Below are 22,020 nucleotides of genomic sequence, written 5' to 3' on the forward strand. Positions count from 1 at the left end.
CCATGAAACAATTGAAGCAACCGGCAAGCGAAAGAGGAATGCCATGACAACGAGACGTCAACTGTTGAAACGCGGCCTGTCCGTATCGGGCGCGGCGCTGGCCGCCAGCACGCTGGGCGGCTTGCTCGGCCGCGCCGCGCATGCGCAGCAGGGCGCGGCCTGGCACATGCCGGACGAGGGCGCGCCGCACACGGCGACCTGGATGGCGTTCGGCCCGAGCGAGGACATCTGGGGCGCGCGGCTCCTGCCCGTGGTGCGCGAGAACCTCGCCGCGGTCGCGAAGGCGATCGCCGCGCACGAGCCGCTCAAGATGCTGGTGCGGGAACAGGACTACGCGATCGCGTCGCGCCTGTGCGGCGCATCGGTCGAGCTCGTCCAGCATCCGGTCGACGATCTGTGGATGCGCGACACGGGGCCCGTGTTCGTGAAGAACGGGTCGGGCCAGCTCGGCGGCGTGAGCTTCAATTTCAACGGCTGGGGCAACAAGCAGGAACACGACCAGGACGCGGAAGTCGCGCCGTTCGTCGCCGAACGCGCGGGTGCGCGGCTGGTCGATACGCGGCTGGTGCTGGAAGGCGGTGGCATCGAGGTGGACGGCGAGGGGACGGCGATCATCACGCGCAGCTGCGTGCTGAATCCGAACCGCAATCCGGGCGTCAGTCAGGCCCAGTGCGAGGCGGAGCTGAGCCGGTTGTTGGGACTGAAGAAGATCATCTGGTTGCCCGGCATCGCCGGCAAGGACATCACCGACGGGCATACCGACTTCTACGCACGCTTCACGAGCCCGGGTGTCGTGGTGGCCGGGCTCGACACGGACCCGTCCTCGTACGACCACGCGGTGACGCGACAGCATCTGGAGATCCTGCGGAAATCCACCGACGCGAAGGGCCGACCGTTGAAGGTCGTCGTGCTGCCGGGCCCGAAGACCGTCCGGCACACCTACGAGAACGCGGAGTTCGCGGCCGGCTACATCAACTTCTACGTGTGCAACCGCGCGGTGATCGCGCCGCAGTTCGGCGACAGCCGGGCCGACCGCAATACGCGCGACACGCTCGTCGACCTGTTTCCCGGCCGGGACGTCATTCAGCTGAATATCGACGGCATCGCGGCGGGCGGCGGCGGCATCCACTGCACGACGCAACAGCAGCCGGCCTGAGCGTGGCCGCGGGCCGGTCTGCGTGACCGGTTCGTACGGCTGCCGACATTCGCCGGTCGATCCGGACTACTGATAAAAAATATGAAATCCGTCTCTATAGACGGAAGCCGGCGTGCGCACGCGCGCCGGCTGCGCAATGGAGTGAACACATGACGAAAAAAGGGACCCGTGCAAGCGTGGACAAACACGTGCGGCACATGCCGGATACCGGCCGACGCGGATTCATCCGCTGTTCGGCCGCGTGGCTCGGCATGCCGCTGCTGGGCAGCCTGGCCGCGTGCGGTGGCGGCGACGGAGCGTCCGATGCGGCTTCCGCGCCGCGCGTGACGCCACCGACGCCGTCGGCTCGGCAGGCCGTGTACCGGCTGCCGGCCGAAGATGCGCCGCACGCGTCGACCTACATGGCTTTCGCGTCCGGCACGGAAGGCATCTGGATGCCCGTCACGTCGCAAAGCACGGATGCCGGCATCGACCGGGTTCGGGCCGACCTGATGGACGTCGCGAAAGCGATCGGCGCAACCGAGCCGGTCAACATGCTGGTGCTGCCGGCCGATCTCGACGCGGCCCGCGCGCTGCTCGCGACTGCAAGCGTCGCGAATCCCGACCTGCATGCACGTTATGCGGCGCGTCCGGCGGGCACGGGCGGGATCACCCTCGTGCCGCTAGCCGACGGCTTCAATGACTTCTGGGTGCGCGACACGGGCTGCGTGTTCGTCAGGGACACCGCGAACGGCAATGCGCTGAACGCGGTCGGCTTCAATTTCAACGGCTGGGGCAACGCAAACACCGACGGCGTCGGCGCGACGATCCCGCCGGCGGTAGCCGCCGCGAGCAACCGGTCGAAGGCGGGCAAGTTCTTCCAGCCGTTCGGCCGCGACAGTACGGTGGCGGGCTGGATGGCACAGACGAAAGGCGCGAACCTGATCCGCAGCGCGTTGACGCTCGAAGGCGGTGCGATCGAATTCGACGGTGATGCGACGGCGATCCTTACCGAATCGGCCGTGCTGCACGTGAACCGGAATCCGCAGTTGTTCGACATCCCCAACGGTGTCATCGCCAACGCGACACTGCTGCCGACGGCGAAAGATACCGTGCTCGCCGAGTTGCAGCGTACGCTCGGCGTGCGCAAGATCATCTGGCTGCCGGGCACGGCAACCTATCCGCGCGGTGCCGGCGTGGGCGGTGCCGGTGGCGCGGCGACGCCGGCCGGCGAGAGCGACATCACGAACGGCCACGTCGATTTCTATGCGCGGTTTCTCGCGCCGGGTGTGGTCGCGTGCTGCTACGACGCGTCGAATTCGACTGGCGAGCGCGCATTGACGGATGCGAACCGGCAACGCCTCGCCGGCCAGACCGATGCGAATGGCCGGCCGCTGCAGATTGTCGAACTCGTGCCGCCGGTCAACTTCGGCACGTCGGCCGGCACGAGCCTGAGCGAAAGGCAGCTGTCGCATTTCGCGGCCGGCTACATCAACTTCTACACGTGCAACGGCGCGATCGTGATGCCGAAGTTCAACGACGCGGCGGCCGACGCGGCCGCGGTCGCCGCCCTCCGCCCGTATGCGGGGAAGCGCGCGATCGTGCAGGTCGACATCCTCGGCATCGCGTCCGGGGGCGGCGGCATCCACTGCGCGACCCGGGAAGTGCCGGCATGAGCGTGTCGTGTCATATCGATATGGAAATCGATTCGTTGTCCGTGACGCGCGATTTCCTTAATCTGAACCCGTAGTTCGTGTGACACCTCCTTGACTGGGATTCGCGCCCGCTGCTTGCAGCGGGCGTCTTTTTTTGTGCGCTGCATCTCACGTCGGCCCGTGCGGGGTTGGTGGCGAGAGGCGACTCGCCTATGCTGGTTGCTGCGTGTCCGCGCGGCGGTCCGGATCGGCCGGGCCGGTGACGTTTCGATGACATGCCACGTCAAGGAGAAACACCATGAGCAAACCCGCGATCGTGCTCGTGCACGGCTTCTGGGGCGGTGCCGCGCACTGGGCAAAAGTGATCGTCGAACTTGCGCGCAAGGGTCATGTGTCGCTGCATGCGGTCGAGATGCCGCTGACATCGCTCGCCGACGATGCAGAACGCACGCGCAAGATGGTCAGGCAGGTGGACGGCCCCGTGCTGCTGGTCGGCCATTCGTACGGCGGGGCGGTGATCAGCGAGGCCGGCAACCTGCCGAATGTCTCGGGCCTCGTGTTCATTGCCGCGTTCGCGCCGGACGCCGGCGAAAGCCCCGGCGCGATCACGCAGGAACACCTGCCGGTGGCCGCGCCGAATCTCGCGCCCGACAGCGATGGTTATCTGTGGCTCAAGCCCGACAAATTCCACGAGAGCTTCTGCCAGGACCTTTCGTCGGACGAAGCGCTCGTGATGGCCGTCACGCAGAAGGCGCCGTTGGCGAGCACGTTCGCGGACACCGTCAGCACACCCGCGTGGCGCACGAAGCCGTCGTGGTACCAGATCTCGAGCGAGGACCGGATGATTGCGCCGGAGAACCAGGAGCGGATGTCGGCGCGGATGAATGCACGCAAGGTCATCACGCTCGATGCGAGCCATGCGTCGCTCGCGTCGAAACCGGTGGCGGTCGCCGCGCTGATCGACGAAGCGGCTGCGTCGCTTGCCGGATGAGGCAAGGATCGGCGGGAAGGGCGCAGCGCCATGCCGCGCCCGCGGCCGGTATCGCTCATCACGAAACCCGCTGAGCAAAGCACCATTTGTTGGTTCGAATTCGCCGCACGCGCTGATACGTTAGCGGCTTCGCGACCCACACGCGTCGCGATGTTCCTCGAACCGGGCCGCCGCGCGATCCGCGGCGGCCTTCATAACAAGACAGGTCGTGCTCATGAAATTCCACACTCTCGCTACGTGGCTCGTCGGGGCCGCGCTCATTACCGCCGGCACCGTCGCGCATGCGGATCGCCTCGACGACATCAAGAAGGCCGGCGTGCTGCGCGTCGCGACGTTCGACAGCAACCCGCCGTTCGGTTATGTCGACGCGAAGAACAACCACATCGTCGGTCTCGACGTCGACTATGCGAAGGCGCTCGCCGACAAGCTCGGCGTGAAGCTGCAACTCCAGCCGACCAACCCCGCGAACCGCATTCCGTTCCTGACGTCCGGCAAGGTCGACCTCGTGCTCGCGAACTTCACGATCACCGACGAGCGCGCGAAGCAGGTCGACTTCAGCATTCCGTATTTCTCGTCGGGCCAGCAGTTTCTCGCGAAGAAGGGCGTGCTGAAATCGGCCGACCAGTTGAGCGGTTTGCGCGTTGGTGCGGACAAGGGCACGACGAACGAAATCACGCTGCGCGAGAAATTCCCGAAGGCGACGATCGTCGCTTATGACGACACGCCGTTCGCGTTCGCCGCGCTGCGCGCGGGCAACGTGCAGGCGATCACGCAGGACGGCCCGAAGCTGATCGGCCTGCTCGCGAACGTGCCCGACAAGCAGAACTACGAGATCCCGGCCTTCACGATCTCGAACGACTACATGGGCGTCGGCGTGCCGAAGGGCGAGACGCGCCTGCTCGGTTTCGTCAACGACACGCTGAAGGGGCTCGAGGCGAACGGCCGCGCCGTGCAGATCTACGACGCCTGGTTCGGGCCGACGACGAAGACGCCGCTCACGCGCATCTTCCGCATCGGCGACAAGACCTGAGCCACGCCGCACGCGCGCCGCGACCTGCCGGAACATCGGCGTCGCGGCGCTTTCCGTTTTCTTCCGATCGCGCGCTTGGCGCGCGCACCCAGGCATGCTCGGGTTGGCTCCCAAATATCTGTTCTGGCTCTGGCAGGGTTTCCTGCTGACACTCGGCCTCGCGGCCGCGTCGGCCGTCGCCGCGACCGCCGGCGGGCTGTTGCTCGCGGTCATGCGTCACGCGCGCAGCACGGCCCTGCGCATGACGGCGTCCGCGTATGTCGTCGCGTTTCGCAACACGCCGCTGCTCGTGCAGTTGCTGTTCTGGTATTTCGGCGTGGCGTCGCTGCTGCCCGACACGTGGATCGCGTGGCTGAACGCAAGCCATGCAGTGAGCGCTGGCCCGTTCACGCTCGCCTGGCCGTCGTTCGAATTCGTCGCGGGCTGGGTCGGGCTGAGTGCGTACACGGCCGCGTTCGTCGCCGAGGAATGCGAAGCCGGCCTGCGCGGCGTACGGCGCGCGCAGCACGACGCGGCGGCCGCGCTCGGCCTCACGCCGATGCAGTCGCTGCGTTATGTGGTGCTGCCGCAGGCCGTGCGTATCGCGTTGCCGCCGCTGTGCGGTCAATACATGAATCTCGTGAAGAACTCGTCGCTCGCGATGGCGATCGGCGTGGCCGAGCTGTCGTATGCATCGCGACAGGTCGAAACGGAAACGTTCAAGACCTTCGCCGCGTTCGGCGTCGCGACCGTGCTGTACGTCGCGGCGGTGGCCGCGATCGAGGCCGGCGCATACGCGGCCACGCAATGGCGCGACAGGCTGGGAGCGGGGCGCTGACGATGGATTTTTCGCTGCTGCTCGCCAACCTGCCGTACCTGCTCGTCGGCGCATTCCCGGAAGGCCCGCTCGGCGGCGCCGCGCTGTCGCTGGTGCTTGCGATCGCGTCCGCCATAACGTCGGCCGTGCTCGGTGTCGCGCTCGGCGTCGCGATGGCGCTCGCGCGCGGCCCCGTACGCGTGCTGCTGCTCGCGTTCATCGGCTTCTTCCGCGCGATTCCGGTGCTGATGCTGATCTTCTGGACGTATTTCCTGATGCCCATGCTGCTGCACATGGACGTGCCGGGGCTCGCGACGGTCGTTTGCGCGCTCGCGCTGATCGGCGGTGCGTATCTCGCGCATGCGGTGCATGCGGGCATCGTCGCGGCGGGGCACGGGCAATGGCAGGCCGGGCTGTCGCTCGGGCTCACGCGCTGGCAGACGGTGCGCTACGTGCTGCTGCCGCAGGCGATCCGGATCATGACGCCGTCGTTCGTGAACCAGTGGGTCGCGCTCGTGAAGGACACGTCGCTCGCGTATATCGTCGGCGTGCCGGAACTGTCGTTCGTCGCGACGCAGGTGAACAACCGGCTGATGGTGTATCCGGCGCCGATCTTCCTGTTCGTCGCGGTGATCTATCTGGTGCTGTGCACGTCGCTCGACGGCGCGGCGCGCTGGCTGCTGTCGCGCGGCCCGCGTGCGGAACGCGTCGGGCAGGCGACGGCCGAGCGCACGGAGCCCGCGCGGTGACGATGCATCACGGCCGTGGCCGCGGAGAGCGGCCGGCGCCGAATTGCCAGTGATCCGCGATGGACCGCACGCCGCGCAGGTCGGGCGCGGCGTGCAGATCGGACAAGGCGGGCAGACGACTGGCCGCCTGCGTCGCCGCTGCCGGCGCGACGGCGGGCGGCACGCGCGTCACGATGCCGTGTAGTGTGTGTTGAAGACCGCGCGCAGTGTCGACTTGTCGGTCGCGAAATCGCCCCACAGCGGGCCGTCGTTCTGCGCGAACGCGAACGGCGTCGTATCGATCGACGCGAGGCGGAAGCGCCATTGCGCCGCTTCCTGGCGGAACGCGGTGAGCTGCATGTCGGACAGCGCCGTCTGCGCACTGGCGAGCGTGACGAGCGGGTCGACCGGATTGTTCGCGACGCGCACCTCGAAATGCAGGTGCGGGCCCGTTGCGGCACCCGTCATCCCGACCGAGCCGATCCGCTGGCCCTGCTTCACGCTTTCACCCGTCTTGAGGCCGCGCGCGAACGCGGACAGGTGTGCGTAGTAGGTCGAGTAGCCGTCCGCGTGATCGACGATCACGTAGCGGCCGTAGCCGCCCGGATCGAAACCGGCGAACGACACGACGCCGTCGGCCGCCGCGTCGACGGGCGTACCGCTCGGCGCGGCGAGATCGACGCCCGTATGGAACGCCATCGCCTGCGACAGCGGATGGATGCGTTCGCCGAAGAACGAGCTGATGCGCGTCCACTTGACCGGCATCGTGAACGCGGCGGCTTCGAGCGGCGAGCCGTCGAGCGCATAGTACGCGCCGTGTTCGGCACCGGGCGCACGGAACCAGATCGCACCGAACGTGCGGCCGGCGACGCGCAACTCGAACGCGGTGAGGCGCGGCGTGCCGTCGTTGGTGTCGAACGCGACGCGGTAATAGTCGCCGCGCTGCGCACTCGCGCGCATCGCGACCTTGCCGGTGACGAGATCGCCAAGCTGGATGCGCACCTCGGGCGGCACGTCGAGACGGTTCAGCGTATCGGACAGCGTGAGCTCGATGTTGCCGGCGCGCATCCCGTGCTGGTTCTCGGGCGGTGCGAGCTGGAACAGGCTCGCATAACCGAGCATGTCGTTGCGGTGTGCGCTGAGCGGCGCGAACAGGCCGGGCTGCAGGCTGCGGTCGTTGCGTTCGACGTGTTCATTGCGCTCGCCGATCGTGCGAGCGAGCTCGCTCGTCACGAAATGTTGCGCGGTGGGAAACGGCGTGTCGGACAGCACGCGCTGCGGCAGCGCGGCGGTGCCGGTATCGACGGCGCCGGGCAGTTGCGACACGGCCGGCAGCGCGGCGGCGAGACCGAGGGCGGCGAGGGCACCGAGCACGGCGGCCGGCACGAGCGCGCGCACGACGCGCTGCGCGCGGCCGGGCGCGAAAGCATCAGGAGTTGCGGCAGACTTGACCAAGGTGTCCACATCCAGGAGAGCGGTTCAAGGGGGTGTGGGCAGGGGCCGACGGCGGCACAACCGTCGAAGGGCGACGGGGCGGGCGGCGGGCGTGCAACAAAACAGGCCCCGCCAGGGGCCTGTGTCGTTTCCGTTCGACCCAACGCGCGGGGCGGGCCCGCTTCGAACGGCGGCGTGCATACCGGGTCGAACCCGGTTATCACGAAGACGCTAAAGAAAGATGACAGCGTCAGTCTACCGATGTTCCGCGAAACGTTAAAAATTTTAAAGGGGGTCAGCTCGTTCGTTTCGCAGTGCGGTAAATCGGGTTAAATCAGCATTTGTTACGACGATTTTCGTCAGTCCGGCAATTTTTGCGCGCGGCCGTGCAGCGCGGCGGACGTGCGGACGGTGTCGAAACCGGCGTCGAGCATCGCCTCTGCGTCGTTCCACAGGTTGCCGCGCAGCCGGTTGGTCCAGATCATCGACGCGAACACGCCTTCGAGCAGCGACACGAGATAGACGGCGGCCAGGTGCACGTCGAGATCGGCGGCGAGCTCGCCGGCCGCGATCGCGCGGCGCAGCAGCGCCTTCGTGATCCGCAGCATCTGCAGTTCGAGCAGCATGCGGCGCCGCTGCAGCGCGCCGTTTTCCTCGCTCTGCTCGCATTTCGTATAGAGGATCACGAGCACGCGCTGCATCGGCCCCGGCTCGCCGCATTCCTGCAGGTAGTGCGACGCGGCGCGCCGCAGCGTGGCGAGCGGCGGCAGGCCTTCGCCCGCGTCGAAACCTTCCGACGTGCGCGCGAACGCGCGGTCGCACATCGCGAGACACACTTCCATCTTGTTGCGGTAGTGGCCGTAGACGGCGCCCCGCGACATCCCGGCGGCCTCGGCGAGGTCCGCCATCGCGGTCTGCGCGACGCCTTTCTCGAGCAGCACGAGCTCGGCGGCGTCGAGGATCCGGTGCTTGATGGCGAGCGATTCTTCCCGGGTCTTGCGGGCCATGTCGTGAGTTTCCTTTCAATTCGCTGTCGTTTTATTGAGACAGTGTGGCGGTCGGATTGAAACAGCGTTTAATTAATCAGTCGTGACTGATTATAATCGGCCACCCTGAGCCGCCGCATTGTATCGGCGGCGAACGATCCGAGGTCACCATGAATAACAACAATTGCTTCCTGTCGCGCTGCCGCCGGCTGGCGCCGTTCACGCTGGCGGCTGCGCTCGTCGTGGCCGGATGCGGCAAGGGCGAGCAGGACGCGGAGAAAGAGACCGCGAAGCAGGCGACCGTCGTGACGGTGCGCCCGACGGCCGTGCCGATGACCGTCGAATTGCCGGGCCGGCTCGACGCATACCGGCAGGCGGAAGTGCGCGCGCGGGTCGCGGGCATCGTCACCGCGCGCACCTACGAGGAAGGCCAGGAAGTGAAGCAGGGTGCGGTGCTGTTCCGCATCGATCCCGCGCCGCTGAAGGCCGCGCGCGACGCCGCGCAGGGTGCGCTCGCGAAGGCGCAGGCCGCTTTGCTCGCGGCGAGCGACAAGCGCCGCCGTTACGACGATCTCGTGCGCGACCGCGCGGTGAGCGAGCGCGACCATACCGAGGCCGTCGCGGGCGACACGCAGGCGAAGGCCGAGGTTGCGTCCGCGAAGGCCGAGCTCGCGCGTGCGCAGCTGCAGCTCGACTATGCGACCGTCACCGCGCCGATCGCGGGCCGCGCACGGCGCGCGCTCGTGACCGAAGGCGCGCTCGTCGGCCAGGACCAGGCGACGCCGCTCACGACCGTCGAGCAGCTCGATCCGATCTACGTGAACTTCTCGCAGCCGGCCGCCGACGTCGACGCACTGCGCCGCGCGGTGAAGAGCGGGCGCGCGACGGGCATCGCGCAGCACGACATCGCGGTGACGCTGCTGCGCGCCGACGGCACCGCGTATCCGCTGAAGGGCAAGCTGCTGTTCAGCGATCTCGCGGTCGATCCGACCACCGACACCGTCGCGATGCGCGCGCTGTTCCCGAACCCGGAGCGCGAGCTGTTGCCGGGCGCGTATGTGCGGATCGCGCTCGATACGGCGGTCGACCAGCGGGCGATCCTCGTGCCGCGCGACGCGCTGCTGCGCACGGCCGACCGCACGTCGGTGCGCGTGGTCGGCGCGAACGGCAAGGTCAAGGACGTCGAGGTCGCGGCCGACCAGATGAGCGGCCGTGACTGGCGCATCACGCGCGGCCTGACGGGCGGCGAGCGCGTGATCGTCGACAACGCCGCGCAGTTCGCGCCCGATACGGCCGTCAAGCCCGTCGAGAAGGCGTCGCCGTCGAAGGCGGCGCCGGCAGCGGCCGCTTCGCAGGCGGCCGCCCGTCAAACCTGACCGGTTCAAACCAACCACCATGGCACGTTTCTTCATCGATCGCCCCGTCTTCGCGTGGGTGATCGCAATCTTCATCATGCTGGGCGGCGCGTTCGCGATCCGTGCGCTGCCCGTTGCGCAGTACCCGGACATCGCACCGCCCGTCGTCAGCATCTATGCGACGTACCCGGGCGCGTCCGCGCAGGTCGTCGAGGAATCGGTGACCGCGCTGATCGAGCGCGAAATGAACGGCGCGCCGGGGCTGATGTATACGTCGGCGACGAGCAGCGCCGGGATGGCGTCGCTGTACCTGACGTTCAAGCAGGGCGTGAACGCCGATCTCGCGGCCGTCGAAGTGCAGAACCGGCTGAAGACGGTCGAGGCGCGGCTGCCCGAGCCGGTGCGCCGCGACGGCATCCAGGTCGAGAAGGCCGCCGACAACATCCAGCTCGTCGTGTCGCTGACGTCCGACGACGGGCGGATGACCGACGTGCAGCTCGGCGAATATGCGTCGGCGAACGTCGTGCAGGCGCTGCGCCGCGTCGAGGGTGTCGGCAGGGTGCAGTTCTGGGGCGCCGAATATGCGATGCGGATCTGGCCCGACCCGGTGAAGATGGCCGGGCACGGCCTCACCGCGTCGGACATCGCGTCGGCCGTGCGCGCGCACAACGCGCGCGTGACGATCGGCGACATCGGCCGCAGCGCGGTGCCGGACAGCGCGCCGATCGCGGCGACCGTGTTCGCCGACGCGCCGCTGAAGACGCCGGCCGATTACGGCGCGATCGCGCTGCGCACGCAGGCCGACGGCTCCGCGCTGTTCCTGCGCGACGTCGCGCGCATCGAGTTCGGCGGCAACGACTACAACTATCCGTCGTACGTGAACGGCAAGGTCGCGACCGGCATGGGCATCAAGCTCGCGCCGGGCTCGAACGCGGTCTCCACCGAGAAGCGCGTGCGCGCGGCGATGGACGGGTTGTCCGCGTACTTCCCGCCGGGCGTGAAGTACCAGATCCCGTACGAGACGTCGTCGTTCGTGCGCGTGTCGATGAACAAGGTCGTCACGACGCTGATCGAGGCCGGCGTGCTCGTGTTCCTCGTGATGTTCCTGTTCATGCAGAACCTGCGCGCGACGCTGATCCCGACCCTCGTCGTGCCGGTCGCGCTCGCGGGCACGTTCGGCGTGATGTACGCGGCCGGCTTCTCGATCAACGTGCTGACGATGTTCGGGATGGTGCTCGCGATCGGCATCCTCGTCGACGACGCGATCGTCGTGGTCGAGAACGTCGAGCGCCTGATGGTCGAGGAAGGGCTCGGCCCGTATGACGCGACCGTCAAGGCGATGACGCAGATCAGCGGCGCGATCATCGGGATCACCGTGGTGCTGACATCGGTGTTCGTGCCGATGGCGTTCTTCGGCGGCGCGGTGGGCAACATCTACCGGCAGTTCGCGCTGTCGCTCGCGGTGTCGATCGGCTTCTCGGCATTCCTCGCGCTGTCGTTGACGCCCGCGCTGTGCGCGACGCTGCTCAAGCCCGTGAACGGCGACCATCACGAGAAGCGCGGTTTCTTCGGCTGGTTCAACCGTTTCGTCGCGCGTGCGACGCAGCGCTACGCGACGCGCGTCGGCGCGATGCTGAAGAAGCCGGTGCGCTGGCTCGTCGTATACGGTGCGCTGACCGCGGCGGCGGGATTGATGCTCACGCAACTGCCGACCGCGTTCCTGCCGGACGAGGACCAGGGCAACTTCATGGTGATGGTGATCCGGCCGCAAGGCACGCCGCTCGCGGAAACGATGCAGAGCGTGCGTGAGGTCGAGTCGTATATCCGCAACGACGAGCCGGCCGCGTATACGTTCGCGCTCGGCGGCTTCAACCTGTACGGCGAAGGGCCGAACGGCGGGATGATCTTCGTCACGCTGAAGAACTGGAAGGAGCGCAAGGCCGAGCACGATCACGTGCAGGCGATCGTCGCGCGCATCAACGAACGTTTCGGCGGCACGCCGAACACGACGGTGTTCGCGATGAACTCGCCGGCGCTGCCCGATCTCGGCTCGTCGAGCGGCTTCGACTTCCGGCTGCAGAATCGCGGCGGGCTCGACTACGCGACGTTCAGCGCCGCGCGCGAGCAACTGCTCGCGGCGGGCGGCAAGGACCGCGCGCTGACCGACCTGATGTTCGCCGGCACGCAGGACGCGCCGCAGCTGAAGCTCGACATCGATCGCGCGAAGGCCTCCGCGCTCGGCGTGTCGATGGAAGAGATCAACACGACGCTCGCGGTGATGTTCGGCTCGGACTATATCGGCGATTTCATGCACGGCACGCAGGTGCGGCGCGTGGTCGTGCAGGCCGACGGGCTGCACCGGCTCGATCCCGACGACGTGAAGAAGCTGCGCGTGCGCAACGCGCGCGGCGAGATGGTGCCGCTCGCGGCATTCACGACGCTGCACTGGACGCTCGGGCCGCCGCAGCTCACGCGCTACAACGGCTATCCGTCGTTCACGATCAACGGCTCGGCCGCGGAAGGCCACAGCAGCGGCGAGGCGATGACGGCGATCGAGCGGATCGCCGCGAAGCTGCCGGCCGGCATCGGTTTCTCGTGGTCGGGGCAGTCGTTCGAGGAGCGGCTGTCGGGCGCGCAGGCGCCGATGCTGTTCGCGCTGTCGGTACTCGTGGTGTTCCTCGCGCTCGCGGCGCTCTACGAGAGCTGGTCGATCCCGTTCGCGGTGATGCTGGTCGTCCCGCTCGGCGTGATCGGCGCGGTGCTCGGCGTCACGCTGCGGATGATGCCGAACGACATCTATTTCAAGGTGGGGCTGATCGCGACGATCGGGCTGTCCGCGAAGAACGCGATCCTGATCGTCGAAGTCGCGAAGGATCTGGTCGCGCAGCGCATGTCGCTGGTCGACGCGGCGCTCGAGGCCGCGCGCCTGCGGCTGCGGCCGATCGTGATGACGTCGCTCGCGTTCGGCGTCGGCGTGCTGCCGCTCGCGTTCGCGTCGGGCGCCGCGTCCGGCGCGCAGATGGCGATCGGCACCGGCGTGCTCGGCGGCGTGATCACGGCGACCGTGCTCGCGGTGTTTCTCGTCCCGCTGTTTTTCGTGATCGTCGGCCGCCTGTTCGACGTCGGCCCGCGCCGGCGCGGCGGGGCGCAGCCGGCGACGATGGAGGGATCGCAATGATGTTTGCGCTGAATGCACGCGCCGCGCTGCGCGCTCAGCTCGCGCTGGCCGTCGCGCTCGCGCTCGCCGGCTGCTCGCTCGCGCCGCGTTACGAGCGTCCGGCGGCGCCCGTGCCGTCCACTTATGCACCGGTCGACGGCAGCCTGGCGCCGGCTGCGGCGCCGGGCACCGCGGCCGATGCCGCACTGCTCGACGACTGGCATGCGTATTTCACCGATCCGGCATTGCAGGCATGGATCGACGCGGCGCTCGAAAACAACCGCGACCTGCGGATCGCGGCCGGCCGGCTCGAGGAGGCGCGTGCGCAATACGGCGTGCAGCGTGCGGACCTGATGCCGTCGGTCGATGCGAATCTCGGTTATGAACGCGCGCGCCAGTACGACCCGGTCGTGCGCGAAAGCGCGATCAGCGGGCTGTATCGCGCGGGTGTCGGCGTCAGCGCGTACGAGCTCGACCTGTTCGGCCGCGTGCGCAACCTGTCCGACGCGGCGCTGGCCGAATATTTCGCGACGGCCGATGCACAGCGCACGGTCCGCATCGGCGTGATCGCCGAAGTGGCGAGCGCGTACGTATCGGAGCGTTCGCTGCACGAGCAGCTCGCGCTGGCGCAGCGCACGCTCGACGCGCGCGAACGCATGGCCGCGCTTACGCAGCGCCGCTACGCGGCCGGCACGAGCGATGCGATCGAGCTGCGCTCGGCCGAGATGCTGGTGGCATCCGCGCGCGCGTCGCAGGCCGCGCTGCAGCGCGAGCATGCGCAGGCCGTGCGGGCGCTGCAGTTGCTCGCGGGCGACTTCGCGCGCAACGTGCCCGGCGACGCGACCGCGCTCGACACGCTGTCGATCGCGCCCGTGGCACCGGGCGCACCGAGCGCGCTGCTCGAACGACGGCCGGACATCCGGCAGGCCGAGGCGAGGCTCCAGGCCGCGAACGCGCAGATCGGCGCCGCACGCGCGGCGTTCTTCCCGCGCGTCGCGCTGACGACCGACTACGGCTCGGTCAGCGACGCGTTCTCGAGCCTGTTCGCGGCCGGCACGAGCGTATGGACGTTCGCGCCGCGCATCACGCTGCCGATCTTCGCGGGCGGACGCAATCGCGCGAATCTCGATGTCGCGAACGCGCGCAAGCACATCGCGGTCGCCGAATACGAGAAGACCGTGCAGACCGCGTTCCGCGAAGTGGCCGACGCGTTCGCCGCGCGCGACTGGATCGATCGCCAGCTGGCCGCGCAGCAGGACGTGTACACGGCGGACGGCGCGCGGCTGAAGCTCGCGGAGCGTCGCTACGCGGGCGGCGTCGCGACGTATCTCGAACTGCTCGACGCGCAGCGCAGCACGTACGAGTCGGGGCAGGAGCTGATCCGCCTCAAGCAGCTCAGGCTCGCGAACGCGATTGCGCTGTATCGCGCGCTCGGCGGCGGCTGGGCGCCGGCGTCAGCGGAAGCCGCGGCTTCCGCGTAAGCCCGTTCGCCTGACGCCGCGGCGCGTCGGGCGGCAAGACGGCGGCGGCACGATTCGACGTGCCGCCGCCGATTCGACTGATACCGTTATCCGCTGAATCGCCGATCGCCAGCGGCGATACCTTTCTCCGTTGGCCTCAGCCTGCCAAACGTTTTACGTCCCGCCTTGCGCGACCGATCGTGTCGCAACCCGGCGCACACGTGTGCCGCGTCTCTTTCTTTCCTGCGTCGTCCAGTCTGCGGACAAATTGCGTTCCGGCGGCCGCGCATGCGTTCGATTCCCGATCGGGAATTGACGCTCCGATTAATCCATGTATTGGAATTAATGAGGGTGGCAAAGTGTCGCGGTAAAACGTTTGTATTTATGCCGCAATCGTTTGCGCGCTAAATTGGGGTTGATTGAAGCTCCGTTTTAATTTCCTGGTTGTTGAAAATGAATTGGGATTGGCGTTGTCGCTTGGCAACGATGGCGGCATTGGACAATGTTTTGTCTTTTGCGGGATGGATCCTGGGCGAGCCAATACCAGCAAGGCTGGACGGGGTGTCGATCGTTGCTGGCCGAAAATATCTTTAATCTTCAATTGGTTCCGTCAAATAAAAAAGGACTGCGGATAAAAAATGCGGGATTGAAAATTGACAGGAAAGAATGTGATTTTCAGGGGGTGAATTGGACATTGTCAGAGACATTTGACAATGATTTACAGAAATCTTTCATGATTATCTCGATAATGCCGCCTCGTGACGGACGGAAGCCAACCACACGCTGCCGTTTGTGTCCGCCACGTCGTCCAATCCATTTGCACTCCTTACGGGAAACGTCATGAAAAAAACCATCCTGACCGCTGTCGCACTCGCGGCCCTGTCGACCTCGGCCTTCGCAGCGGGCACCGGCACGATCAACTTCACGGGCGAGATCGTCGCGGGCGCATGCGGCATCGATTCGGGCTCGGTCAACCAGACCGTGAACCTCGGCAAGGTGCCGACCAACGTGTTCAAGCAGGCTGGCGACAAGTCCACGCCGACCAACTTCGACATCAAGCTGACCGACTGCGACACGAGCATCGCGCAGAACGCGTACTTCACGTTCACGGGCACGTCGAGCGCGGGCCAGCCGAAGCTGCTCGCCACGATCGGCTCGGCAACCAACGTCGGCATCCGCCTGCAGGCCGCGTCGGGTGAATACCTCGACAACGGCGCCGAGCAGAAGGCCCCGACCGTGCTGCAAAACGGCACGAACATCGCTCGCTTCGCAGCCATGTACGAAGCAACGGCAGCCGGCGTCACGCCGGGTACCGCCGACGGCGTCGCGAACTTCACGGTCCGCTACCAGTAAGCCGCCGTACCGGGGAAGGGTGCGCGCACCCTTCCTCGTTCACATTCCTCCCGTTTTTCTCCTTCTCGGACTTCCGGTAGCGCCGCGTGCGAATCAGACATTCCTTCCTTTGCGTCTCCGTGCTGGTCGTCGGCAGCCAGAGCCATGCGACGGAATTCAATTCGTCGTTTCTGAACATCGACGGCACGAACAACGTCGATCTGTCGCAGTTCTCGCAGGCCGACTTCACGCTGCCGGGCGAATACATGCTCGACGTGCAGGTCAACGACCTGTTCTACGGGCTGCAGTCGATCGAGTTCATCGCGGTGGACGCATCCGGGGCGGGCAAGCCGTGCCTGCGGCCGGAGCTCGTCGCGCAGTTCGGGCTGAAGCCGTCGCTCGCGAAGGACCTGCCGCGCTTCCAGGGCGGACGCTGCGTCGATCTCGGTGCGATCGAGGGGGCGACCGTGCGTTACCTGAAGAGCGACGGGCGGCTCAAGATCACGATTCCGCAGGCCGCGCTCGAGTTCACCGATTCGACCTACCTGCCGCCGGAGCGCTGGTCCGAAGGGATTCCGGGCGCGATGCTCGACTATCGCGTGATCGCGAACACGAACCGCAATTTCGGTGCGGGCGGCGGACAGACGAATTCGATCCAGGCCTACGGGACGGTTGGCGCGAACTGGGATGCATGGCGCTTTCGCGGCGACTACCAGGCGCAATCGAACGTGGGCAACACGGCGTACGCGGACCGCACGTTCCGCTTCAGCCGGCTTTACGCGTTTCGCGCGCTGCCGTCGATCCAGTCGACGGTGACGTTCGGCGACGACTACCTGACCTCCGACATTTTCGACACGTTCGCGCTGACGGGCGCGTCGATCCGCAGCGACGACCGCATGCTGCCGCCTTCGCTGCGCGGTTATGCGCCGCTGATCGCGGGTGTCGCGCGTACCAACGCGACCGTGACCGTGTCGCAGGCGGGCCGCGTGCTGTACGTGACGCGCGTGTCGCCGGGCGCCTTCGCGCTGCAGAACATCAACACGAGCGTGCAGGGCACGCTCGACGTCGCGGTCGAGGAAGAGGACGGCAGCGTGCAGCGCTTCCAGGTGACGACGGCCGCGGTGCCGTTCCTCGCGCGTACCGGGCAGTTGCGCTACAAGGCCGCCGTCGGCAAGCCGCGCCTGTTCGGCGGCGCCGGCATCACGCCGTTCTTCGGCTTCGGCGAAATGGCGTACGGCCTGCCGTTCGACGTCACGGTGTATGGCGGCTTCATCGCCGCGTCGGGCTACACGTCGCTCGCGCTCGGCGTCGGCCGCGATTTCGGCACGTTCGGCGCGGTGTCGGCCGACGTCACGCATGCGCGGGCGCGCCTGTGGTGGAACGGCGCGACGCGCAACGGCAACTCGTATCGCATCAATTATTCGAAGCACTTCGACGGGCTCGACGCCGATGTGCGCTTCTTCGGCTATCGCTTCTCCGAGCGCGACTACACGAACTTCGCGCAGTTCTCGGGCGATCCGACCGCGTACGGCCTGGCCAACAGCAAGCAGCGCTACTCGGCGACGATGTCGAAGCGCTTCGGCGACACGTCGACCTATTTCTCGTACGACCAGACGACCTACTGGGCGCGCTCGTCCGAGCAGCGTGTCGGCCTCACGCTGACGCGCGCGTTTTCGATCGGCGCGCTGCGCAACGTGAACGTCAGCATGTCGGCATTTCGCACGCAGAGCGCGGGCGGAAGCGGCAACCAGTTCTCGGTCACCGCGACGCTGCCGATCGGCGGCCGCCACACCGTCACGTCGAACCTGACGACGGGCAGCGGCAGCACGAGCGTGAACGCGGGTTATATCTACGACGATCCGGACGGCCGCACCTACCAGGTCAACGCGGGCGCGACCGACGGCCGCGCGTCGGCGAACGCGAGCTACCGCCAGCGCACGTCGGCGTACCAGCTCACGGCACAGGCGTCGACGCTCGCCAATGCGTATGCGGCCGCGTCGCTCGAAGTCGACGGCTCGTTCGTCGCGACGCAGTACGGTGTTTCCGCGCACGCGAACGGCAACGCGGGCGATACGCGGCTGCTGGTGTCGACCGACGGCGTGCCCGACGTGCCGCTGTCCGGCACGCTCGCGCATACCAATTCGCGCGGCTACGCGGTGCTCGACGGCATCTCGCCGTACAACGTGTACGACGCGACCGTCAACGTCGAGAAGCTGCCGCTCGAAGTGCAGGTGACGAACCCGATCCAGCGCATGGTGCTGACCGACGGCGCGATCGGCTTCGTGAAATTCTCCGCCGCGCGCGGCAGCAACCTGTACCTGACGCTGACCGACCCGGCCGGCAAGCCGCTGCCGTTCGGTGCGTCGGTGCAGGACGCGGCGAACGGCAAAGAGCTCGGCATCGTCGGCGAGGGCGGCGCCGCGTTCCTGACCCAGGTTCAGCCGAAATCCACGCTTGCGGTGCGCGCGGGCGAACGCACGCTCTGCACGGTCGACGCACTGCCGAACCAGCTTCAACTCGAAGGCACGCCGATTCCGGTGACGTGCCAGACGCCCGGCGAGTCGCACGCAGCGGCCGCGCGGGTCGAACGATGATTTCACGGATCCAGCGATGAAAAACTCTTTGTCCCTTTCTTTCCTGCGACGCGCGTCATGCGTGCTCGCGACCGCCGGCGTGCTGCTCGCGGGTGCCGCTCATGCGGCGATCGTGCCCGATCGCACGCGTGTGATCTTCAACGAAGGCGAACAGGCCGCGATCGTCACGATCACCAACAAGAGCACGACGTATCCGTATCTCGTGCAGTCGTGGCTCGAGGACGCGAAGGGCAACAAGATCACGTCGCCGCTGATGGTCGTGCCGCCGCTGCAGCGCGTCGAGGCGAACGAGCGCAACGTGCTGCGGATCGCGAAACTGCCTGGCACCGAACTGCCGGCCGATCGCGAATCGGTGTTCTACCTGAACATCCGCGAAGTGCCGCCGAAGACCGATACGCCGAATACGCTGCAGATCGCGCTGCATACGCAGATGAAGCTGTTCTACCGGCCGAAGGCCGTGCAGCCCGCGCGCGACGAGGACTGGACGCTGCCGATGACGCTGCGGGTGGACGCGGCCGCGCACAAGCTGGTGTTCGACAATCCGACGCCGTACCACGTGACGGTGGTCGACGTGAGCGCGGGCGCGCAGAAGACGCCGGTGCCGATCGAGCCGGTGATGGTGAGCCCGATGAGCACGGCCGACGTGCCGTTCAAGGCCGCGACGCCGGCGACGCTGTTCGTCACGCATATCGACGATTACGGCGGCCAGGTGGCGGTCGAGTATGCGTGCGATGCGGGTGCCTGCAAGAGCGTGAAGAAATGAGCGGGGGAATGCGGCATCGGGAATCGCCGGCGGCATGGTTGCGCTGGATCGTGCTCGTATTGCTGGTCGCGGCCGTGCAGCCCGCATGGGCGCTGCGGTGCCTGACCAACAGCGGTGCAACGTCATTGACCGAGCCGATCGGCGGCGTTGCGTCGTATCCGACCGACGCGCCGGACGGATACGTGATCTGGGTGTCGCCGGTGCGCACGACATCGGGGTATTGCTACAAGGATCTGGGTGACGACGGCAGCCTGAAAGTCGTCGACAACATCTATTTCTACGCGAATCCGAATCGCACGAACCCTGCGTCGTGGGGGCTCGAGATCGGTATCCGCTACAAGGGCATCGACTATTTCGACAAGACCAGCAACCGCGGCGGCGGGGTGTTCACCGGTTATTCGGTGCCGCCATGCAGCAAGTATGACTTCGACCGCGGACGTTGCCAGCAGACGCGAATCAGCATCGACTATCAGGTCGTCGTGCGCAAGAAGGGCAACTGGGTTCAGCCGCCGAGCGATATCTACACGGTGTTCCAGTTCGATGGCGAGTTCGGGCTGAACGCGTACAACCCGAGCTTCCAGTATCGCCTGAGCGGCCTGCGCAACCTCAAGCCGACACCGTGCTTCGTCGATGTGCTGGTCACGCCCGAACCGGGCATCGTCAATTTCGGACAGGTGCAGGCGGTCGGCAACGGCTTCATGCCGGCGGTGCCGCGCAAGCGGTTCTCGTTGTCGTTGACCAAGAAATGCAATGTCGCGGTACGCGTCGACGGGTATTTCGAAACGAGCTATCCGGTTCGGAACGGCTTGCTGGTGCCCGCGAAAGACAGCAATTTCGGTATCGGCATCGAGGACAGCCAGGGTAAGGCAATTCCGTTCAACGAACAGTTCAATCTGGCTCAGTTCCCGTCCAACGTGATGAACCAGAGCGTATTGATGGACGCGGTGCTGAAGTCGTTCGGGCCGCCGAAGATCGGGAGATTCGATGCGACCGCAACGATCCGGCTGTTCATCTATTGAGCGAACCAGGGCCGGGCACCGTACGGTCAGTCGCGACAATGAAAAAAAGCGCCGGCATCCCGGCGCTTTTCCGCATCTGCTGCGTGATGCTCAACGCACCCAGCGGCACACCTTGTGATGATGATGGTCGAAGTGGCACTCGCGGTGCTGGTGCGCTTCGGCGATGGCCGGCACGAGCACGGCGGCGGCCAAAGCCGCGACGGTCAGCGTTTTCAGTAGCGTTTTCATGTTGAAGTCCTTGTCGTTGAAGTGCGGATCACCGGAGCAGGAGGGGCATTACCACTGCGGCCGTTGATCGTCGCGCCGGTCGTCCCGATGGTCGTCCCGGCGGTCGTCATTTCCGCGCTGATGCTGCGCTTCCCAATCGCGGCGCTCCCAGTAGCGATTGCCGTCCCAGTAACGATCGCCATGCCAGCCGATCGTGACTTGAGCCGGACCGGCAGGGTAGGCAACGCATCCGGTCAGCATCACGCTCGATAGCGCGCCAACCATGACAGCGGATAACACGATGGATTTCATGGTTTTCTCCCTTGGAAACAGCAGCTAGATCGTACGAGCCCCCTAAATTTCACGTGGTAAGAAGTTGCTACCGCCCATGACAGGTGCAGGCGCTTCGTCAGGCACGTGAAAGATCGGCTCGACGACGCGCAAGCCGGTCACGCCGTTCGGGATTGCCGATAACCGCGCACCACGGCCAATGGCGGGTGTCCCATCCGCCCGCGCAGCGATTCCGTCAATTGTTCAGACAAATCCTGACAACTGAAAGGGCCATTCGGTAATCGGATTGAGAATGATTTGCGTTTACGTTAAATTGCGCTATCTCGGAATTTGACGGAGCAGATCGATGGCCATGGCGGAAGTGCTCGACCGACCGGCGGCGGCAACGGCGAACCCGTTCCTCGGCAGTTATCCGGACCTGCCGCCGCGCGCCGCGCCGCGTGCGCGCCGTGCCGCGGAGCCCCGCGTGCAGGGCGCGCTGCTCGACGTGCTGATCTCGCATCGCGCGATGCTGGTGAATGTCGCGCGTGGCTTCGTCGGTTGCGCGAGCCGTGCCGAGGACGTCGTGCACGATGTTTTCGTGAAGCTCGTCGAATTCCCGAACCAGGACGCGGTGCGCCAGCCGGTCGCGTATGTGACGCGGATGGTGCGCAATGCGTCGATCGACGCGTGCCGCCGGCAAAGTCTCGAAAACGTCTATCACACGGAAGAGGACGACGGCTACGACGTGCCGTCGTCCGAGCCGACGCCGGAAGCCGCGCTGATGACGCGCGATACGCTGAAGCGCGTATGGGCCGCGCTCGACGACCTGCCGGCACGCAGCCGCGCGGCCTTCGAGATGGTGCGGCTGCGCGAGGAAACGCTGCAGACCGCGGCGCGCGCGCTGAACGTATCGCAGACGCTCGTGCATTTCATGGTGCGCGACGCGGAGCGCCATTGCGCGGAATGCCTCGACGCGTGCCATCGCGGCGTCGCGTGCCCGGTGTTCCTCGGCGGCCGCGCGCGGCGGCGGTAAAAAAACGCGCCGGCCAATCGTCTATCAGACAGGAGCGGCCGAATTCGCCGCTTCGCCTCCTTCAACCGTCTC

18 protein-coding genes are annotated in these 22,020 nt (G+C 66.7%); 14 read left to right on the forward strand and 4 right to left on the reverse strand.

Translation table 11 applies throughout. The features are described from left to right. The first annotated feature begins 43 nt into the window (after positions 1–43). From ACN22W_RS08780 to ACN22W_RS08805, 6 genes are all read left to right on the forward strand, one after another. Positions 44–1,156 (forward strand): agmatine deiminase family protein, encoded by a 1,113-nt coding sequence (locus ACN22W_RS08780; protein WP_419683572.1) that lies wholly within the window; start codon positions 44–46, stop codon positions 1,154–1,156. Between the two features lie 149 nt (positions 1,157–1,305). Further along, entirely contained in the window at positions 1,306–2,811 is a 1,506-nt protein-coding gene (locus ACN22W_RS08785) for an agmatine deiminase family protein (protein ID WP_419683574.1), read from the forward strand. Positions 2,812–3,088: 277 nt separating this feature from the next. Next, complete coding sequence (locus ACN22W_RS08790) at positions 3,089–3,781, forward strand: alpha/beta hydrolase (RefSeq protein WP_419683576.1); 693 nt, start codon at positions 3,089–3,091, stop codon at positions 3,779–3,781. A gap of 214 nt (positions 3,782–3,995) precedes the next feature. Next, positions 3,996–4,811: an ABC transporter substrate-binding protein gene (locus ACN22W_RS08795; protein WP_129514511.1), complete on the forward strand. Its 816-nt coding sequence runs from the start codon at positions 3,996–3,998 to the stop codon at positions 4,809–4,811. Positions 4,812–4,905: 94 nt separating this feature from the next. Next, positions 4,906–5,628, forward strand: a complete 723-nt coding sequence (locus ACN22W_RS08800; RefSeq protein ID WP_419683578.1) for an amino acid ABC transporter permease — start codon at positions 4,906–4,908, stop codon at positions 5,626–5,628. 2 nt (positions 5,629–5,630) lie between these two features. Continuing rightward, positions 5,631–6,356: an amino acid ABC transporter permease gene (locus ACN22W_RS08805; RefSeq protein WP_419683580.1), complete on the forward strand. Its 726-nt coding sequence runs from the start codon at positions 5,631–5,633 to the stop codon at positions 6,354–6,356. Between the two features lie 168 nt (positions 6,357–6,524). Here ACN22W_RS08805 and ACN22W_RS08810 read toward each other — a convergent pair whose 3' ends face one another. Both ACN22W_RS08810 and ACN22W_RS08815 read right to left on the reverse strand, forming a co-directional pair. After that, positions 6,525–7,790, reverse strand: a complete 1,266-nt coding sequence (locus tag ACN22W_RS08810; RefSeq protein ID WP_419683582.1) for a M23 family metallopeptidase — start codon at positions 7,788–7,790, stop codon at positions 6,525–6,527. Positions 7,791–8,128: 338 nt separating this feature from the next. Continuing rightward, positions 8,129–8,776, reverse strand: coding sequence for a TetR family transcriptional regulator (locus ACN22W_RS08815; protein ID WP_419683584.1), 648 nt, complete (start codon positions 8,774–8,776; stop codon positions 8,129–8,131). A 149-nt stretch (positions 8,777–8,925) separates the two neighbouring features. On the opposite strand from ACN22W_RS08815, the gene ACN22W_RS08820 reads away from it, so the two are divergent. The 7 genes from ACN22W_RS08820 to ACN22W_RS08850 all read left to right on the forward strand — a co-directional run bounded on the left by ACN22W_RS08820 (position 8,926) and on the right by ACN22W_RS08850 (position 20,435). Beyond that, positions 8,926–10,131 carry a MexX/AxyX family multidrug efflux RND transporter periplasmic adaptor subunit gene (locus tag ACN22W_RS08820; RefSeq protein WP_419683586.1) on the forward strand — a complete coding sequence of 402 codons (1,206 nt, stop codon included), beginning with the start codon at positions 8,926–8,928 and terminating at the stop codon, positions 10,129–10,131. A gap of 19 nt (positions 10,132–10,150) precedes the next feature. Beyond that, positions 10,151–13,288 carry a multidrug efflux RND transporter permease subunit gene (locus ACN22W_RS08825; protein WP_419683588.1) on the forward strand — a complete coding sequence of 1,046 codons (3,138 nt, stop codon included), beginning with the start codon at positions 10,151–10,153 and terminating at the stop codon, positions 13,286–13,288. Continuing rightward, the gene (locus ACN22W_RS08830) at positions 13,288–14,748 is read left to right on the forward strand and encodes an efflux transporter outer membrane subunit (protein WP_419687391.1); all 1,461 of its coding nucleotides are present in this window, start codon (positions 13,288–13,290) and stop codon (positions 14,746–14,748) included. Before ACN22W_RS08825 ends, ACN22W_RS08830 begins: the two co-directional genes overlap by 1 nt. Before the next feature lie 819 nt (positions 14,749–15,567). Then, the gene (locus ACN22W_RS08835; protein ID WP_193098315.1) at positions 15,568–16,080 is read left to right on the forward strand and encodes a fimbrial protein; all 513 of its coding nucleotides are present in this window, start codon (positions 15,568–15,570) and stop codon (positions 16,078–16,080) included. A 119-nt stretch (positions 16,081–16,199) separates the two neighbouring features. Continuing rightward, the gene (locus tag ACN22W_RS08840; RefSeq protein ID WP_419687393.1) at positions 16,200–18,653 is read left to right on the forward strand and encodes a fimbria/pilus outer membrane usher protein; all 2,454 of its coding nucleotides are present in this window, start codon (positions 16,200–16,202) and stop codon (positions 18,651–18,653) included. A gap of 16 nt (positions 18,654–18,669) precedes the next feature. Continuing rightward, the gene (locus ACN22W_RS08845) at positions 18,670–19,416 is read left to right on the forward strand and encodes a molecular chaperone (RefSeq protein WP_419683590.1); all 747 of its coding nucleotides are present in this window, start codon (positions 18,670–18,672) and stop codon (positions 19,414–19,416) included. Further along, a complete protein-coding gene (locus ACN22W_RS08850; protein WP_048243765.1) occupies positions 19,413–20,435 on the forward strand; it encodes a fimbrial protein in 1,023 nt (340 codons plus the stop codon). The genes ACN22W_RS08845 and ACN22W_RS08850 overlap by 4 nt, the downstream gene beginning before the upstream one ends. Positions 20,436–20,525: 90 nt before the next feature. Here ACN22W_RS08850 and ACN22W_RS08855 read toward each other — a convergent pair whose 3' ends face one another. Together ACN22W_RS08855 and ACN22W_RS08860 are read right to left on the reverse strand one after the other, a co-directional pair. After that, on the reverse strand, positions 20,526–20,663 hold the full coding sequence (locus tag ACN22W_RS08855; protein WP_164992011.1) for an HHHH-motif protein: 138 nt from the start codon (positions 20,661–20,663) through the stop codon (positions 20,526–20,528). Between the two features lie 48 nt (positions 20,664–20,711). Then, positions 20,712–20,954, reverse strand: a complete 243-nt coding sequence (locus ACN22W_RS08860) for a hypothetical protein (protein WP_193098318.1) — start codon at positions 20,952–20,954, stop codon at positions 20,712–20,714. Between the two features lie 325 nt (positions 20,955–21,279). Between ACN22W_RS08860 and ACN22W_RS08865 the strand changes: the two genes are divergently transcribed. Continuing rightward, the gene (locus ACN22W_RS08865) at positions 21,280–21,948 is read left to right on the forward strand and encodes an RNA polymerase factor sigma-70 (protein ID WP_129514521.1); all 669 of its coding nucleotides are present in this window, start codon (positions 21,280–21,282) and stop codon (positions 21,946–21,948) included. Positions 21,949–22,020 lie beyond the last annotated feature (72 nt).

This window comes from Burkholderia theae (assembly GCF_048565265.1).
In the GTDB taxonomy this organism is placed as follows: Bacteria; Pseudomonadota; Gammaproteobacteria; order Burkholderiales; family Burkholderiaceae; genus Burkholderia; species Burkholderia theae.